At 67.6% G+C, this 14,758-nt stretch carries 16 protein-coding genes; 10 read left to right on the top strand and 6 right to left on the bottom strand.

The genetic code is table 11. The annotated features are described in order from the left end of the window. Positions 1-2: 2 nt before the first annotated feature. The 4 genes from AC3EC3_RS11230 to flgB are packed head-to-tail and all read right to left on the bottom strand — an operon-like array spanning position 3 to position 1,911. Complete coding sequence (locus AC3EC3_RS11230; RefSeq protein WP_488489688.1) at positions 3-812, bottom strand: flagellar hook-basal body protein; 810 nt, start codon at positions 810-812, stop codon at positions 3-5. A 28-nt stretch (positions 813-840) separates the two neighbouring features. Beyond that, positions 841-1,155, bottom strand: coding sequence for a flagellar hook assembly protein FlgD (locus AC3EC3_RS11235; RefSeq protein WP_488489689.1), 315 nt, complete (start codon positions 1,153-1,155; stop codon positions 841-843). Further along, positions 1,152-1,559 carry a flagellar basal body rod protein FlgC gene (flgC, locus tag AC3EC3_RS11240; protein ID WP_488489690.1) on the bottom strand — a complete coding sequence of 136 codons (408 nt, stop codon included), beginning with the start codon at positions 1,557-1,559 and terminating at the stop codon, positions 1,152-1,154. The genes AC3EC3_RS11235 and flgC overlap by 4 nt, the downstream gene beginning before the upstream one ends. Positions 1,560-1,563: 4 nt before the next feature. Further along, entirely contained in the window at positions 1,564-1,911 is a 348-nt protein-coding gene (gene flgB, locus AC3EC3_RS11245; protein WP_488489691.1) for a flagellar basal body rod protein FlgB, read from the bottom strand. A 234-nt stretch (positions 1,912-2,145) separates the two neighbouring features. On the opposite strand from flgB, the gene AC3EC3_RS11250 reads away from it, so the two are divergent. The 8 genes from AC3EC3_RS11250 to AC3EC3_RS11285 all read left to right on the top strand — a co-directional run bounded on the left by AC3EC3_RS11250 (position 2,146) and on the right by AC3EC3_RS11285 (position 8,704). Further along, positions 2,146-2,811, top strand: a complete 666-nt coding sequence (locus AC3EC3_RS11250; RefSeq protein ID WP_488489692.1) for a MotA/TolQ/ExbB proton channel family protein — start codon at positions 2,146-2,148, stop codon at positions 2,809-2,811. Beyond that, positions 2,808-3,248, top strand: a complete 441-nt coding sequence (locus AC3EC3_RS11255) for a hypothetical protein (RefSeq protein WP_488489693.1) — start codon at positions 2,808-2,810, stop codon at positions 3,246-3,248. Before AC3EC3_RS11250 ends, AC3EC3_RS11255 begins: the two co-directional genes overlap by 4 nt. Before the next feature lie 69 nt (positions 3,249-3,317). Beyond that, a complete protein-coding gene (locus AC3EC3_RS11260) occupies positions 3,318-3,818 on the top strand; it encodes a flagella basal body P-ring formation protein FlgA (RefSeq protein WP_488489694.1) in 501 nt (166 codons plus the stop codon). Between the two features lie 106 nt (positions 3,819-3,924). Continuing rightward, positions 3,925-4,251, top strand: a complete 327-nt coding sequence (locus AC3EC3_RS11265; RefSeq protein WP_488489695.1) for a flagellar biosynthesis anti-sigma factor FlgM — start codon at positions 3,925-3,927, stop codon at positions 4,249-4,251. Next, on the top strand, positions 4,248-4,613 hold the full coding sequence (locus AC3EC3_RS11270; protein ID WP_488489696.1) for a flagellar protein FlgN: 366 nt from the start codon (positions 4,248-4,250) through the stop codon (positions 4,611-4,613). The genes AC3EC3_RS11265 and AC3EC3_RS11270 overlap by 4 nt, the downstream gene beginning before the upstream one ends. Before the next feature lie 220 nt (positions 4,614-4,833). Next, positions 4,834-5,769 carry a transglycosylase SLT domain-containing protein gene (locus AC3EC3_RS11275; RefSeq protein WP_488489697.1) on the top strand — a complete coding sequence of 312 codons (936 nt, stop codon included), beginning with the start codon at positions 4,834-4,836 and terminating at the stop codon, positions 5,767-5,769. A 5-nt stretch (positions 5,770-5,774) separates the two neighbouring features. Beyond that, on the top strand, positions 5,775-7,910 hold the full coding sequence (locus tag AC3EC3_RS11280) for a flagellar biosynthesis protein FlhA (protein WP_488489850.1): 2,136 nt from the start codon (positions 5,775-5,777) through the stop codon (positions 7,908-7,910). Then, on the top strand, positions 7,907-8,704 hold the full coding sequence (locus AC3EC3_RS11285; protein ID WP_488489698.1) for a sigma-70 family RNA polymerase sigma factor: 798 nt from the start codon (positions 7,907-7,909) through the stop codon (positions 8,702-8,704). Before AC3EC3_RS11280 ends, AC3EC3_RS11285 begins: the two co-directional genes overlap by 4 nt. Before the next feature lie 4 nt (positions 8,705-8,708). On the opposite strand, the gene AC3EC3_RS11290 is transcribed toward AC3EC3_RS11285, so the two are convergent. Next, complete coding sequence (locus tag AC3EC3_RS11290; RefSeq protein WP_488489699.1) at positions 8,709-10,769, bottom strand: protein-disulfide reductase DsbD family protein; 2,061 nt, start codon at positions 10,767-10,769, stop codon at positions 8,709-8,711. A 129-nt stretch (positions 10,770-10,898) separates the two neighbouring features. On the opposite strand from AC3EC3_RS11290, the gene AC3EC3_RS11295 reads away from it, so the two are divergent. Together AC3EC3_RS11295 and AC3EC3_RS11300 are read left to right on the top strand one after the other, a co-directional pair. After that, complete coding sequence (locus AC3EC3_RS11295; protein WP_488489700.1) at positions 10,899-12,581, top strand: alkaline phosphatase family protein; 1,683 nt, start codon at positions 10,899-10,901, stop codon at positions 12,579-12,581. Then, entirely contained in the window at positions 12,578-13,822 is a 1,245-nt protein-coding gene (locus tag AC3EC3_RS11300; RefSeq protein WP_488489701.1) for an FAD-dependent monooxygenase, read from the top strand. Before AC3EC3_RS11295 ends, AC3EC3_RS11300 begins: the two co-directional genes overlap by 4 nt. A 206-nt stretch (positions 13,823-14,028) precedes the next feature. Here the strand turns inward: AC3EC3_RS11300 and AC3EC3_RS11305 are convergent, their stop codons facing one another. Beyond that, complete coding sequence (locus AC3EC3_RS11305; protein ID WP_488489702.1) at positions 14,029-14,655, bottom strand: hypothetical protein; 627 nt, start codon at positions 14,653-14,655, stop codon at positions 14,029-14,031. Positions 14,656-14,758 lie beyond the last annotated feature (103 nt).

The raw sequence follows: 14,758 nt of genomic DNA on the forward strand, positions 1-14,758 counted from the left end.
CGTCAGTTGCGCAGGTTGATGACGGTCTGCGAGATCTGCGTGGCGGTATCGATGGCCTTGGCGTTGGCCTGGAAATACCGCTGCGCGCTGATCAGATCGACCAGCTCCTCGGCGATATCGACGTTCGAGCGCTCCAGCGTGCCCGAATTGATCGCGCCGAATGCGCCCGAACCCGGTGCGCCATAGCTTGCCGCGCCGGACTTGCCGGTGACTTTCCAGCTCGAATCGCCGGTCTGCTTGAGGCCGTTGGGCGCCACGAAGTTCGCCAGCGCGACCACGCCGACGGTGGTGTTGGTGCCATCGTCGTACGAGGCGACGACCTGGCCTTCCTGATCGACGGTCACGCTGGCGAGCGTCGAGCCCGCCGCATTGGTCGGCGCGGCCAGCGCATCCTGATGGCTGCTGGCATCGACCACGCCGTTCGTCATCGGGAACACCTGGAGCCGGCTGCCCTCGGCGTTCTTGATATAGCCGCTGCCATCGACGCTGAACGAGCCGTTGCGGGTGAACTCGGTCTGGCCCGAGGTGGGCGAGACGATCGTGAAGAAGCCTTCGCCGCCGATCGCGAGGTCGAGCGAGTTGCCGGTCTGCTCCAGCGCGCCGACCGAGAAGTTCTGCTTGATCTCGGCCACGCGCGATCCGATCCCGACCGTCAGCGCCGGGTCGGTGACGACCGAGGATGAGACGATGTCCGCGAACTGGGTATCGCTTTTCTTGAAGCCGTTGGTCTCGGCATTGGCGATGTTGTGCGAGATGACGTTGAGTTCGGTCTGCGCGTTCTTCAGGCCGGTCAGCGAGGTGTAGTAGGACATGGGTTCGGTCTCCGAAGGGAAAGGGGGATCAGGTCGAGGATGACTGGGCGGCGACGAGCTTGGCGACGGCATCGGTGGTCGCGGTCTGGGCCGAGACCACCTGGTCGAGCTTGTCGGCGATCGACTGCAACGTCTCGCTGCTCTTCGTGGTGTTCGCCAGCGAGGAGAACTGCGCCATCTGCGCCAGCATCTCGTTGTTGTCGGTCGGGTTCGTAGGGTCCTGCTGCTGGAGCTGGGTGGTCATCAGCTTGATGAAGTCCCCTGAATCGAGGTCCGACAGCGAGGTCTTGTCCTTGACGGCAGCCGTCGCGGGTGTGGTGGAGGTTACGGAAGAAATGGTCATTTGAGCCTCATCGTGTCGAGCATCAGTTGCTTGGCGGTGGAGAGGGCCTCGACCATGTTCTGGTACTGGCGCGAGGCTTCGAGCATATCGACCATCTCCGCGTTCTCATCGACGGGAGCGGTCCACACGTCGCCGTTGGCATCGGCGAGCGGGTGATCGGGATCGTGCTGGCGGATCGGCGCGGCGTTCTCGCGCATCACGCCCTGCACCGAGACGCTGGCAAGGCCGCTCGCCTTGTCGAGGTCTTCCGAAAACACGGCGCGGATCGGGCGATAGGCCTGCGCCTCGCTGGAGGAGACCGAACCGGCATTGGCGAGGTTGGACGCCGCCGCGTTCATCCGCACCAGCTGCGCGGACATGCCTTTCTGCGCCAGCGAGAACAGCGTCATCGGGTTTCCGGCCATGGGCCTATTCCCCCCGCAGCGCGCGGGTCGTGGTGTCGACCCGGCCGCGGATGAATTCGAGCGTGGCGGAATAGCCCACCGCGTTCTCGGAGAAGGCGACCTGCTCGGTCTGCAGTTCCACCGTATTGCCATCGAGCGAGGGCATCAGCGGCACGCGGTACTGCTCGGCGCCCTTGGCGGCACTGTCGATATCCGTACCCGCCGCGCTGGCGCGCAGCGCGGCGGCGAAGTCGATGTCCCTGGCCTTGTAACCGGGGGTGCCGGCATTGGCGATGTTGGACGCCAGAAGGCCCATGCGCTGCGAGCGCAGTTCCAGAGCCTTGGCGTGGATACCGAAAAGATCGGACGACATGGGTTCTCTCAAGTTGAAAGGGTTCGGGGGCGATCATCGCAAGGGGCGTGCCAAACGCGCGAACGGCAGGAATCGGGCGCGGTTGGCGGGCAGGGGAAGGCGGCTTGCCGGTAGAGGCGGCAATCCATTGCCGGTCCCGGCAAGCCTTCCGGCAAATGTCGATGATCTGCGAAAAAGCCCTGAAAAAGCGAACCGCGCTGCCGTTCTGTCGGTCTGAGGAGGACTCCTGATCCGATGCATTGGCAGAACCTGATCGACGGACCCAGCGCGCTGATCGTGGTGGGCGGCACGCTCGCGGCCACGCTGCTGCGCTGCGGCTTTGCGGACTGCGGCGCGGCGCTTGGCGGCTTGCGTGCGTTGCTGGCCCGCCGCTTCGATACCGAGCGCACCCGCGCCGAGCTCGCTTCGCATATCCGCGAGATCCGGCAGGACGGGCTGATCCGCGCCCAGCCGCGCCATCTGGGCGATGCCGAGATCGACGACGTGACCGACGCGCTGATTGGCACCCGTTCGATCGCGGGGCTCCAGCGCGCCCACGAAGCGCACAAGCAGCGCCGCGCCGAAGCCAGCGCGCGCGCGGTGCGTACGCTCAACCAGGCCTCGGACCTCTCGCCGGTGTTCGGCCTCGCGGGCACGCTGGTCTCGCTCAGCCAGCTGTCGAGCGCAGGGGGGCTCGATCAGGATTTCCGCCCGGCGATTGCGATGGCAGTGCTGACCACGCTCTACGGGCTGCTGCTGGGCAACATGATCTTCGCCCCGCTTGCCCGGATGATCGCCCGCGGCGCGGCGCACGAGGAAGAGGCGCGGCAGGCCCTGCTCGACTGGCTGGAGGCGCAAGTCGCCGATGCGCTTCCCGGTATGGCCGAAGCCGCGCTCCACCACGGGCGCGCGGCGCGATGAGCGGACGCGGCGCGACCAACTGGCAGACCTCGCTGGCGGACCTCTCGCTGGTGCTGTTCATGATCGCTGCCGCCGCGATGGGGCGCCACGACAAGGTGAAGGCGCACCCGGTGCCGCCGCCGTCAGTCCAAACGCCCGCGAAGCCCGGAAAGGTCGAGCGGTCCGAGCCGGTTGCCGTCTGGGTCGAGGCCCCCGGTGCGCCGCCGCTCGCATTGTGGCTCAAGCAGCAGGCGCCCGACCCGCGCCAGCGCCTGACCGTGGCCGCATCCTATGGTGACGGGGCCTTGACCCGCGCGCAAGCCCTGGCCGAAGCGGCACGGATCGCCGGGGCAGCGGATGCCGCAGGCTATGCCCCGCGCATCGTCGTCGAGCCGGGGCAAGGGCTGGTGCGCGCGGTTCTTGCCTATGACAACGATGGCCCGGTGGGCGTGAACTAGCGGCAACTGGCACGGGCTTTGCGTATGTCGAGGCGATATTCGCCTTTCGATGGACGTGACGTACTCCCGATGTTTGCAACCCCCGTTCTCGCAAGCGTTGCGCTGCTCGCCAGTGCCACCGGCTTTGCCGATCTCGATGTGGTGGACCGGCAGGTCGCCGCCTTTACCGGCGCGGCTGTCGGCCAGCCGGGCGGTGCCGCCGCGCCCATCGACCGGCGCCTGCGCCTGCAACCGCGCCGTTCGGGCCTCGCGCTCGCATGGCGCACGGCCGGGCATGACAGCGTGGTCGTCCAGTGCGGCGATGCCAACGGCTGGCGCCTGTTCGTGCCGGTCCGCCAGTCCCCGCAACTTGCAGTCGCGCAGCAGCCCAATGCGGTGACGCGCGGCGATGCCGTGGCGATCGCGGTGACGGGGGAGGGCTTCAGCGTCTCGCAATCGGGCCAGGCGATGGAATCGGGGCCGGTCGGCAGCTGGATACAAGTCCGCCCGACTGCCGGAGGCATCGCGCGGGCAGAGCCGATGCGCGGCCAGATCGTGCGCCCCGGCCTTGTCGAAGTGCCGCTTCCATAAGGAGAAACCGCGTAGCCTTGCCGTTTGCCACAGGAATTTCCCATAGCCCCTTAAAAGCTGTGTCCCGGTGCCGTTCTTCGATGGGCAAACGTCAAGGAGCGGCACCATGCCACCATCAGATCTTGGCCCGGCAGCTGCCCTGAGCAGTGTCGGCGCCGTTACCGCCCGGCCCGTCGCGCGTGCCGCCGGGGATATCGCCATCGCGCCGGCCGATGCGGCCCAGCGCATCTCGAAGAGTTCGGCCATCGCGGTGGCCGCCGCGCCGTCTGTCGAAACCACCGCCGCGCTCGATCCGGGCGAGGCGCCGGTCGATACCGAACGCGTCGCGACGATCCGCCGGGCCGTCGAATCCGGCAACTATCCGCTGGTGCCTGCGAAGATCGCCGATGCGATGATCGCGGCCGGCATGATCCTCAGGAGTCCCAAGCCGTGAGTGCAACTCTCCTTTCCGCCCACCCGCAGCGCGGGTCGCTTCAGGACTCGGTGCGCGAGACGTTGCGGCAGATGCTTGCCGTGCTGGAGACCGAGCGGCAGGCGCTTGCCGGTCTCGACCTCGACACCATCATGGGCGCGGCGGGCGACAAGGAGAGGCTGTGCTTCCGGCTGGAGGCCGCCGACGGCTTCGTGCTCGACGACGAATGCCGGGCGATGCTGGAAGCCGCCCGGCGCCTCAACGAAGTGAACCGGCAGGTGCGTAACATCATCGCCGCCAACGTCACCACGCGCCTGAACGCGCTGACCGGCGCGCCGCAGGTCTATCAGGCCAAGGCAAGGGCGCACGGCTTCCTCCGCTAAGGCTGTCACCATTCAGTCCTGACGGTATGCAGATGGCGGCTTTCCGAGCTTCCGGTGCTCACGTACTGAAAGTACGCTCCGCTCCGGCTCTCGAAAACCGCCATTTTCGCCACGTCATCATCTGAATGGTGATCAGCCTTAGGCCGAACGAGTGCCTCACCCCAAATGGCACGCTCCTTGCTGAAACCGCTCCCGGCAATTCTGCCAGCCGGAGCAGATCGTGAGCGAAGCCTCCCCATTCGGTGCCGTCGCCGCAGGCGCGCTACAAAGCGCGGGGCAGGGCGTCGATCGCGTGCGTTCGGCCATCGCCCGTGCGGCGCAGGCGACGGGTGTCGATTTCAACTATCTGATGGCGCAGGCGAAGCTCGAATCCGGGCTCGATCCGCAGGCGAAGGCGGGCACCTCCAGCGCGGCGGGGCTCTACCAGTTCACCAGCGGAACATGGCTTGGCGTGCTGGGCCGTCATGGCGACGAGCACGGCCTCGGCGCGGCGGCAGCGGCCACCGGCAATCCGGCGATGCGCCAGAAACTGCTCCAGTTGCGCTACGACCCTGAGGCTTCCGCCAGCATGGCCGCCGAACTCGCGGTGGAGAACAAGGCCTGCCTCAGCGCCACGCTGGGCCGCGAGCCGGACAATGCCGAGTTGTATCTCGCCCATTTCATGGGGCAGGCGGGGGCGACCCGGTTCCTTTCCGCCCTCAACGCCAATCCCGGCCAGAGCGCATCCTCGCTATTCCCGCGTGAGGCGGCGTCCAACCGCGCGATCTTCTTCGATGGCGGCGCCCCGCGCACGCTGGGCGGGGTGATGGCGCTGCTGCGCGACAAGGTCTCGCGCGCGATGGACGGGGCGGATGGCTACACCGGCGGTGTTTCTGAGGGTATCCCCGGCGGGATCGACGCCCTCGGTAGCGGCTATGCCACCGCCGCCTTCCTGCCCCGGATGAACTACGAGCCGCTGAGCGAACCTGCCACCGGGCCGATGGCCGCCGAGTTTCAGGCCGCCCGAACCGAGGCTGCCGCGCCGGTCCGCTCGATGTCGGAAACCCTGCGCGGCGCCTTTGGCGATGGCGCAGGGGACGCCAGCAGTTCCGGCGGCAAAGTGCTGCCGTCCCGCGTTGCCGCCGCCTATGAAAAGCTCGCGAGGTTCGGCCTTTGAACGCGCTGCTCAAGCGGATCGGCGATCCCGGCGCGGTGGCGCTGCCTGCCGGTATCCTCGTCCTGATCGTGCTGATGATCGTGCCGGTCCCGGCCTTCGTGCTGGACGTCTCGTTCACGCTCAACATCGCGCTGTCGGTGGCGGTGCTGATGGCGGCGATGAATGCCGACAAGCCGCTCGATTTCTCCTCGTTCCCGTCCGTTCTGCTGTTCGCGACGCTGCTGCGTCTGGCGCTCAACGTCGCCTCCACCCGCGTCGTGCTGGTTCACGGGCACGAGGGCGAGGCGGCGGCGGGCAAGGTGATCGAGAGCTTTGGCGCCTTCCTGATCGGCGGCAATTTCGCGGTCGGCATCTTCGTGTTCCTGATCCTGATGATCATCAATCTGGTGGTCGTGACCAAGGGTGCGGGTCGCGTTTCCGAAGTCTCGGCGCGCTTTACGCTCGATGCGCTGCCCGGCAAGCAGATGGCCATCGACGCCGATCTGGCGGCAGGCCTGATGACGGCGGACGAGGCCAAGGCCCGCCGCCGGGAAGTGGCGACCGAGGCCGATTTCTACGGCTCGATGGATGGCGCCTCGAAGTTCGTGAAGGGCGATGCCATCGCCGCGCTGCTGATTCTGGGCGTGAACATCGTGGCGGGGTTCTGCCTCGGCATGATCTCGCACGGATTGTCCGCGCAGGAGGCGGCGCAGGCCTATATCACGCTGGCGATCGGCGATGCGCTGGTGGCGCAGGTGCCCGCGCTGCTGCTGTCGATTGCCGCCGCGATCATCGTTACCCGCGTTTCCGACCAGCGCGGCCTTGCCGGGCAGATCGGCGGGCAATTCGCCGCGCCCGGCACCTGGTTGCCGGTGGCGGTGGTGCTGGGCGCCATCGGATGTATCCCGGCGATGCCGCAAAGCGTGTTCCTGCCCGCCTCGGCGCTGGCGTTCTGGCTGTGGCGCACCTTGCGCCGCCGCGCGCTGCGACCCGCGCCGGTGGTCGAGACGAGTACCGCGCCCGAACCGGCAGACCCCGCGCGCATCGCGCTGGACGAAGTGTCCGACCACACGCTCGTCACCATCGAGCTGGGCTATGGCCTTGTCCAGCTGGTGGACGAGCGACGCGGCGCGCCGCTGGTGGCGCGCGTCACCGGGGTGCGCAAGCAGCTCAGCCAGTCGTTCGGGTTCATCGTGCCGCAGTTTCGCGTGCGCGACGCGCTGGACCTGTCGCCGCACGAATATCGCATTGCCCTTGGCGGGGTGCCGCTGGGCGGGGCGACGATTCGCCCGGACAAGGTGCTGGCCATCGACGCGGGTGAAGTGCGCCCCGGCCACACCTTGCGTGGCGAGCCGACGCTCGATCCCAGCTTCGGTTGCCCGGCGATCTGGATCGAGGCCGCCGCGCGCGATCAGGCGGTGGCCGAGGGGTTCCTGGCCGTCGATGCAGGCACCGTGATCGCCACGCACCTGAACCAGCTCTTGGGCGAGCGTCCGCAGGACTTGCTGGGGCCGGACGAGGTGAAGACGCTGATCGAGGGGCTCAAGGGCCACTCCGCCGGGCTGGTCGAGACGGTCACGCCGGCCCCGCTGGGCCTCGCCGCCGTCACCCGCCTGCTGCGCGCGCTGCTGGAGGACCGCATCCCCATCGGCCATCCGCTGCCGATCTTCTACAGCCTTTCCCGTGCCTTGCAGCAGACGGTCGAGCATGATCGGCTGGTCGATCTGTTGCGCGCCGATCTCGGCTCGCTGATCGTCGGGCGCATCTGCCCGCCGCATGAACGCCTGCCGGTGCTGACGCTGGAGGCCGGGCTCGAAGGCGCAATCGTGCAGGGCATGATCGATCCCAGCACCGGTCAGCCGGTGATCGAGCCGGACCTCGCGCGCATGATCGGCGAACGGATCGCCGGGCTGATCGCAGCGCGCGGTGTCCATGCCATTCCGCTCGCGCTGGTGGTCCAGCCGCGCGCGCGCCGGGCGCTGTCCGCGCTGCTGCGCCTGCGCGCGCCGGGATGTCTTGTCCTCTCCATCGCCGAACTTCCCGCGACCCAGCCGATCGAGGTGGTCGAGGTGATCGGCGCGGCTCCGCCGCAGCCCGTTCATCCGGCGCCCGGCCTGCCTTCCCCCTCCCCGCATGACGAACCCGAGAGCATGCCCGCATGAACCAGATGCACTCCCTGTTCGATGGCCCGACTTATTCGGTGGCCCCCTTTCCCGGCGGCTCGCTCGCCTCGGCGCGACGATCCGAGGTGGCGGAGCGGGTCAAGCGCTTCCTGCCGATGGTCCGCCGCCTTGCCTGGCATGTGCAGGGTTCGGGCGGCCGCGTCGGCATCGAGCTGGAAGACCTGATGCAGGCGGGCCTCGTTGCGCTGACCGAATGTGCGCAGACGCACGAGGCGCGGCTCGGTAACGGGTTGGGAGCGGGCGTGGAGGACGGATTTGCCGCTTACGCCAAGATGCGCGTGCGCGGGGCGATGGTCGACATGGTGCGCCGCGCGGTGCCGGGATCGCGCGGGGGCAGCGAAAAGCGCCGCCAGCTGGCCTCGGCGCAGGACACCTTGCGCACCGCGCTGGGCCGCGAGCCGACTTCGCGCGAACTGGCAGGCGCGATGCGGGTGGACGAGAGCGAGGTTCTCGCGCTGCGCGACGGCACGCGCCCGCTGCGCTTCGAATCGATCGACGAGAGCTATTCCGACCAGTCGATGGCCTTCGCCGCCGATGCTCCCGACGCGCACGATCTGCTGGCCGATGCCCAGACCCGCGGCGCGCTGATCGAGGCCATCGGCGACTTGCCCGAGCGGCTGCGGCTGATCGTCCAGCTCTACTTCGTGGAGGAGCTGAACCTGTCGGAGATCGCCGGTGTGCTCGACGTTTCGGTGCCGCGCGTCCACCAGCTGAAAGCGCAGGCACTGGCGCAGCTGAAGCAGAGCCTTGCAGGGGTGGCGGACGTGTTGTGAGGAGTTACCCCGCCGCCAGTTCCGCCAGCAGGCCGGGGGTCAGCACTTGCGGCAGCTGGCGGGCGTGGCCCTGCCGGTCGTACCACATGTAGAGCGGCACGCCCGCCGCGCCTTGCGCCGTCAGATATCGCGTGATCGCCGGATCGCGCCGGGTCCAGTCGCCGCGCAGCACGACGACACTGGCCTTGTCGAACGCCGCTTTCGTCGCGGCGCGTTCGATGGCGGCGGCTTCGTTGACCTTGCAGGAGAGGCACCAGTCGGCGGTCATATAGACGAACACCGGCTTGTGCGCGGCTTTCGCCCTGGCGAGCGCGGCCTCGCTGAAGGGCTGGGCGGCGAGCAGCGAGGGTTCCGCTTCGGCAGGTGCCTTGGTCTGCGGCAGTGTCGCAACGGCCAGCGCCACCACGGCGAGCGCGATCAGCGTGTGCGACAGCGCGCTCTTGCCCCGCCGCTGGTTGCGCCCGGCAAGGCCGAGCAGCGCCAGCGTCAGCAACGCCAGCACCGCGACGTAGCTGAGCAGCGCGCTGCCGCCCAGACGCCACACCAGCCAGCCGAGCGCCAGCGCGGTCAGCGCCATCGGCACCGCCATCACCTTGCGGAAGGTCTCCATCCAGCCGCCGGGACGCGGGAGCAGGCGGCGCAGCGCGGGCACGAAAGCGAGCGCGAGGAACGGCAGCGCGATGCCAAGGCCCAGAGCGGCGAACAGCGCCATCGCAGCAGGCACCGGCAGCAGCAGTGCGGCACCCATCGCGCTCGCCATGAACGGTCCGGTGCAGGGCGTGGCGACGAAGGCGGCGAGCAGCCCCGTGGCGAAGGCGCCCTGCGGCGATCCGGCACGCGCGAAGCCGGGGACGGCGAATTCGAACAGGCCGAGCAGGTTGGCGGTGATCGTGGCGGCGAGCAGGAACAGCAGCACGACGACCCACGGTTCCTGCAACTGGAACGCCCAGCCCACCTGTTGCCCCGCCGCGCGCAGGCCCAGCAGCACCGCGCCGAGGATCAGGCAGGCGACGATCATACCTGCGGAATAGGCAAGCCCCTCGATCCGGGCATGGCGCTCGCTCTCGCCCGCCCGAGCCAGGCTCAGCGCCTTGAGGCTGAGGATCGGGAAGACGCAGGGCATCACGTTCAGGATCAGCCCGCCCAGCAGCGCGGCGAGCAGCAGCCACGGCAACGCGGGAAGCGAGGCGGGCGAGGGCGATGCGTCGGCGGTGTCGCCCGCCAGCGGCGTGCCTCCGCTCGGCACGGCGCCGGGCCTTGCGGTGAAGGCGATGCCGTTGCCGTCACTGTCGAGCCGCAGCACGCCATCAAGGCTTGTCGGGCTGATGGGCGCGAACTTGGCGCGCGGGATCGTCACGGTCAGCACGTCGCCCTTGCGCGCGAAGTGCTGCGGCGCGGCATAGTCCACCACCTGATCGGCGGCCACGAAGACGTGCGGGTTTTGAAGCGGTGCCGACGCAGGCAGCGGGATCGCCAGATGCAGCGCCTGTGCGTCCAGTGCCATCGTCGCCGCACGGTCGAGCGGGGCGGGCAGGCTCTGGATCCAGCCCTGTTCGGTCGCCGAGGGCACCGGCGCGGGCGATCCGGCAGGCGCGATCGTCAGTGAGGCGGAGAGCGTGGCGCGCTCGGGCACGCAGATCGTCTCGGTACAGGCCAGCCACTGCGCGCGCACCTGCACCGTGCGAAGGCCGGGGGCGGTGTTCTTCGACGGGCGCACCGGCACCATCACCGCGTAAGCGTGCTCGTAGACGTGGTTCATCAGCCCGCTGACCAGCAGCGTCTGCGGTACGGGATAGCGGGGCGCGCCGGCGGTGACGTCCTTGGGCAGCGTCCAGTTCAGCGTCATGCCCTGTCCCGCATCGCCGGGGTTGAGCCAGTAGCCGTGCCAGCCGGGCTGCGGCGTCATGTGGATCGCCAGCAGCCCCTCGCCGCCTGCCGGGACCGGCCCCGGCGCAACCAGCTCTGCGGTGATGTGCGTCGCAGCGCCTTCGGTCTGCGCAGAGGATACGGCAGGTAGCAGCGCGCTTGCCGCGACGATCAGCAGGACATGACGCCAAAGTGTCATGAGGAACGGATAGCGGCGAGGGATCATCGGGCTCCGGGGGGTGCGTATGGGCTTGCCATCGTGCAGACCCATGTCTCACACTGTCTAGTGCCCGCATCGCGCCGACATTTCAAGGAAACGCCGACCCTTATGCGCCCGCTTCGACATGCTCTTATCGCCCCGGCCTTCCTCGCGCTGGCGACCGCACTGGCGGTGCCGACCGCCGCTTTTGCCGATGCTGCGCCTGCTCCAGCATCCGAGGCCCCGCCCGCAACGCCCCCGCGCCTGATCCTAGCGATCTCGATCGACCAGTTCTCCGCCGATCTCTTCGCACAGTATCGCGAGCACTTCACCCAGGGTTTCGCGCGGTTGCAGCAGGGCGCGGTGTTCCCACAAGGGTTCCAGTCGCACGCGGCGACGGAGACCTGCCCCGGCCACTCCACGCTGCTGACCGGCGTGCATCCGGCGCGCACCGGGATCGTCGCCAACGACTGGTTCGTGCCCGGCCTCGCCCGCGCCGACAAGGAAGTCTACTGCGTCGAGGACGAGACCAACCCGAAGAGCACACCCGACGATCCGGTAGTGACGACGAAGCATCTGAAGGCGCCGACGCTGGGTGATCTGCTCAAGCGCAAGAACCCGAAGACGATCAACGCCGCCGTCTCGGCCAAGGATCGCGCGGCGGTGATGATGAGCGGGCATGACACCGATGCCGTCTACTGGTTCAAGGATCAGGGCTTCACCACGTTCGAGAACCGCAGGATTTCCAAGGCCGTTGTCGCCGAGAACGCAGCGATGGCCGCGCGCGTCAACGCAGGCGACGGCGATCTGTCCGCGCCCGACTGGTGCGGCAAGCTGGACCGCGCGACGCAGTTGGGCGGCTTCACCATCGGCACGTACAAGTTCCCGCTGAAGGCAGGGGACTGGAAGGCCTATGCCAATGGCCCGCGCATCGACGATGCCACCGGCGAAATGGCGCTGCGCATGGTCGACGAACTGGGCATGGGCAAGGATGCCGTGCCCGATGTGCTTTCGGTCAGCTTCTCGGCCACCGACAAGGTCGGTCATGCCTATGGCACCGAGGGCGTCGAGATGTGCATCCAGCTGGCGCGCCTCGATGCGACGCTCGGCCGTCTGTTCGACGCGCTCGACCAGCGCGGGATCGACTACGAAGTGGTGCTGAGCGCCGATCACGGCGGCTTCGATGCGCCTGAGCGGCTGGCGCAGCAGGGCTATCCCACCGCACAGCGCATCGACCCGGCGCTGACCGGCAAGGCGCTGGGGCAGGCGATCTCCGCCGAGACCGGGATTGCCGCACCGTCCGGCCCGCTGCTGTTCGGCGGCGGCAGCTCGGGCGATATCTGGGTGGCGGCGGGCCTGACGCCCGAGCAGCGCCGAACGGTGATCGGCGCGCTCGTAAAGAAGCTCGCGGCCCACCCGCAGATCGCGGCAGTCTATACGGCGGACGATCTGGCGAAGATGCCGGTGCCGCAGGGCGCGCCGCAGGACTGGACGATGGAACAGCGCGTGCGCGCCTCGTTCGTCGAAGGCGTCTCGGGCGACGTGCTGATGATGACGAAGCGCGGCGTCGTGCCCGGCAAGCCACGCCCCGGTGCGGTCGCCACGCACGGCAGTCCGTGGGATTACGACCGCCGCGTGCCGATGCTGTTCTGGCGCAAGGGCATGACCGGCTTCGAACAGCCCGATCCGGTCGAGACCGTTGATATCGCGCCCACCCTTGCCGCCACGGTGGGTCTGGTCGAGCCGAAGGGCACCTGGGACGGAAGGTGTCTCGACATTGCTGCGGGAGAGGCCGATAGCTGCGCTCGATGAGCGACTCTATCACGACTGACATCGCAGCGTCCGAGCGGCGCGACCTGATCATTCTGGGCGGCGGCCTCGTCGGCATGACGCTGGCGCTGGCGGCGGCCAAGGTGGGGATCACCAGCCACGTGATCGATCGCGCCGATCCGGCCGATCTGGTCGCGGAAGGCGCGGACGGGCGCGCCTCGGCGATTTCGACCGCCAGCTGGAACCTGTTCGCCAACATCGGTCTGGCGAACAGGCTGGCGCCGCTGGGCTGCGCGATCGAGGCGATTGCCGTCACCGACGCGATGAAGCCGGGCCGCATCGATTTCCGCCCCGAACCGGGCGAGGGCACGCTGGGCCGCATGTTCGCCAACCGCGACTTGCGCATCGCGCTGTTCGAAGCCGCGCGCGAAGAGCCCGCCATCGCCTGGCATGTTAAGACCGAAGCGGTGCGTCGCGACCGTGGTCCGCACGGCGTCGAGGTGGAACTGACCGACGGACGCGTGCTCAAGGCCTCGCTGCTGATCGCCGCCGAAGGCCGCCAGTCGCCCACCCGCGACGAGGCCGGATTCTCGATGGCGAAGTGGGATTACCACCACCGCGCGATGGTGACGGCGCTCTATCACGAAAAGCCGCACGAGGGCGTCGCCTGGGAAATCTTCTATCCCGCAGGCCCCTTCGCGCTGCTGCCGCTGCTCGACGACGAGCAGGGCCGCCACCGCAGCGCGCTGGTCTGGACCGTTGCCGAAAAGGACGCAGCGGGCGCCATCGCGATGACCGATGCGATGTTCCTGAATGAAGTGGCGGAGAACATGCACGGCATCTACGGCGAGATTTCGCTGGCCGCCCCGCGCATGAGCTATCCCTTGCGCTTCCACCACGCGGTGAACGTGGTGGAGGATCGCCTTGCGGTGATCGGCGATGCCGCGCACGGCATGCACCCGATTGCCGGGCAGGGCCTCAATCTGGGCCTGCGCGATGTGGGCGCGCTGGTGGAGGTGCTGACCGAGGGCATGCGGCTGGGTCTCGAACCCGGCGATGCGCAACTGCTCGCCCGCTACGAGAAGTGGCGTGCGCTCGATTCGGTCTCGGCCATGGCCGCCACCGATGGCCTGACGCGCCTGTTCGGCATTCCGGGCAAGACCGCCAGCGCGGTGCGTCGCCTCGGCATGGGCGCGGTCCAGCGCCTGCCGCTACTCAAGACCTTCTTCATGGACGAGGCGCGCGGCATGTCGGGCAAACTCCCGGCGCTGCTGCAGGACTGAGCGACAGGCGGACCAATGCACGCCCGCCTTGCGCGGCGCATTATCCGGGCTGTGGAAAAAGGCGCGGGCTAGGCGGCGTGGACTTGGACGGTTCGCAAACGCCTCTTTGCCGTCCTTCAGCGCGTGAGAAATGAGCGGCCGCTTTCAAGCCGTCCCAGTTTCGGGCGCCATGGCATCAATGTCGGGGTGAGCGGACGGTTACGCAATTAGGCAATCCAAAGGTTGACCGCTCCAGCTTTCTGCCAAACGCCCTTTACCTTCCTGAATTTAATTAGGCTTCCACCGCCAGCGAGTGGGCCTGAACTACTGCTCACCACAACCAGTGCGGTCTGCCCATCCTCGCTGATAACAGGTAGAGACACATAGGCGCTCGACTTCGGATAAAGGTCACGCACGTCGCGCTGCCCTATATCTGACGAAGCCTCGTTACCAAACGATGCTCCATTTTGGCGAAGGTATGCTTTCGTTTCGGGGCAACTCGATATGGCGCTCCCAAGTCCTTCTTTCTTAATCTTGGAGAATAGGTCTTTGTCTTTCGCCGTTATTGGAGATTCTTCAAATCTATCTTTCAATGGCGCCTTGGGGTGGAAGAGTATCCACCCTTGTCCCCCCAATTTGTCCAAGCCAATCTGGTTCAGATCAGCAGACGAACTCGGAAAACTATCGCTGAAGACAAGCCCTGATTTATCGCTGCCATCAAAAAATGTTCCAATAGCGATTTGTGCAACTTGGCATTTGTCCGCAGCCTGCTCGTCACTCGCAGCGGCGCAGCCAACCAGAACTTGGACGGCTAATAGCCCGAGCACATGCGATTGAACATTGATAGGGCGCATAACCTGGTGGTTAGTTCATTGAAGTTTCCCGAGCAAGCTGGTGCCGAGAAGGTCGGCGTGTCCGGAAAGGTAGCTTTTGAACCAAAGTCTTGGATTGCTAACC

Source organism: Novosphingobium sp. BAM6, assembly GCF_057784955.1.

Coding starts and splice junctions, on each gene's coding strand:
- AC3EC3_RS11305 (WP_488489702.1), bottom strand. CDS start 14,655: ATGCGCCCTATCAATGTTCAATCGCATGTGCTCGGGCTATTAGCCGTC.
- flgC (WP_488489690.1), bottom strand. CDS start 1,559: ATGGCCGGAAACCCGATGACGCTGTTCTCGCTGGCGCAGAAAGGCATG.
- AC3EC3_RS11260 (WP_488489694.1), top strand. CDS start 3,318: ATGTTTGCAACCCCCGTTCTCGCAAGCGTTGCGCTGCTCGCCAGTGCC.
- AC3EC3_RS11300 (WP_488489701.1), top strand. CDS start 12,578: ATGAGCGACTCTATCACGACTGACATCGCAGCGTCCGAGCGGCGCGAC.
- AC3EC3_RS11230 (WP_488489688.1), bottom strand. CDS start 812: ATGTCCTACTACACCTCGCTGACCGGCCTGAAGAACGCGCAGACCGAA.
- AC3EC3_RS11235 (WP_488489689.1), bottom strand. CDS start 1,155: ATGACCATTTCTTCCGTAACCTCCACCACACCCGCGACGGCTGCCGTC.
- AC3EC3_RS11250 (WP_488489692.1), top strand. CDS start 2,146: ATGCATTGGCAGAACCTGATCGACGGACCCAGCGCGCTGATCGTGGTG.
- AC3EC3_RS11295 (WP_488489700.1), top strand. CDS start 10,899: ATGCGCCCGCTTCGACATGCTCTTATCGCCCCGGCCTTCCTCGCGCTG.
- AC3EC3_RS11285 (WP_488489698.1), top strand. CDS start 7,907: ATGAACCAGATGCACTCCCTGTTCGATGGCCCGACTTATTCGGTGGCC.
- AC3EC3_RS11290 (WP_488489699.1), bottom strand. CDS start 10,769: ATGACACTTTGGCGTCATGTCCTGCTGATCGTCGCGGCAAGCGCGCTG.
- AC3EC3_RS11265 (WP_488489695.1), top strand. CDS start 3,925: ATGCCACCATCAGATCTTGGCCCGGCAGCTGCCCTGAGCAGTGTCGGC.
- flgB (WP_488489691.1), bottom strand. CDS start 1,911: ATGTCGTCCGATCTTTTCGGTATCCACGCCAAGGCTCTGGAACTGCGC.
- AC3EC3_RS11255 (WP_488489693.1), top strand. CDS start 2,808: ATGAGCGGACGCGGCGCGACCAACTGGCAGACCTCGCTGGCGGACCTC.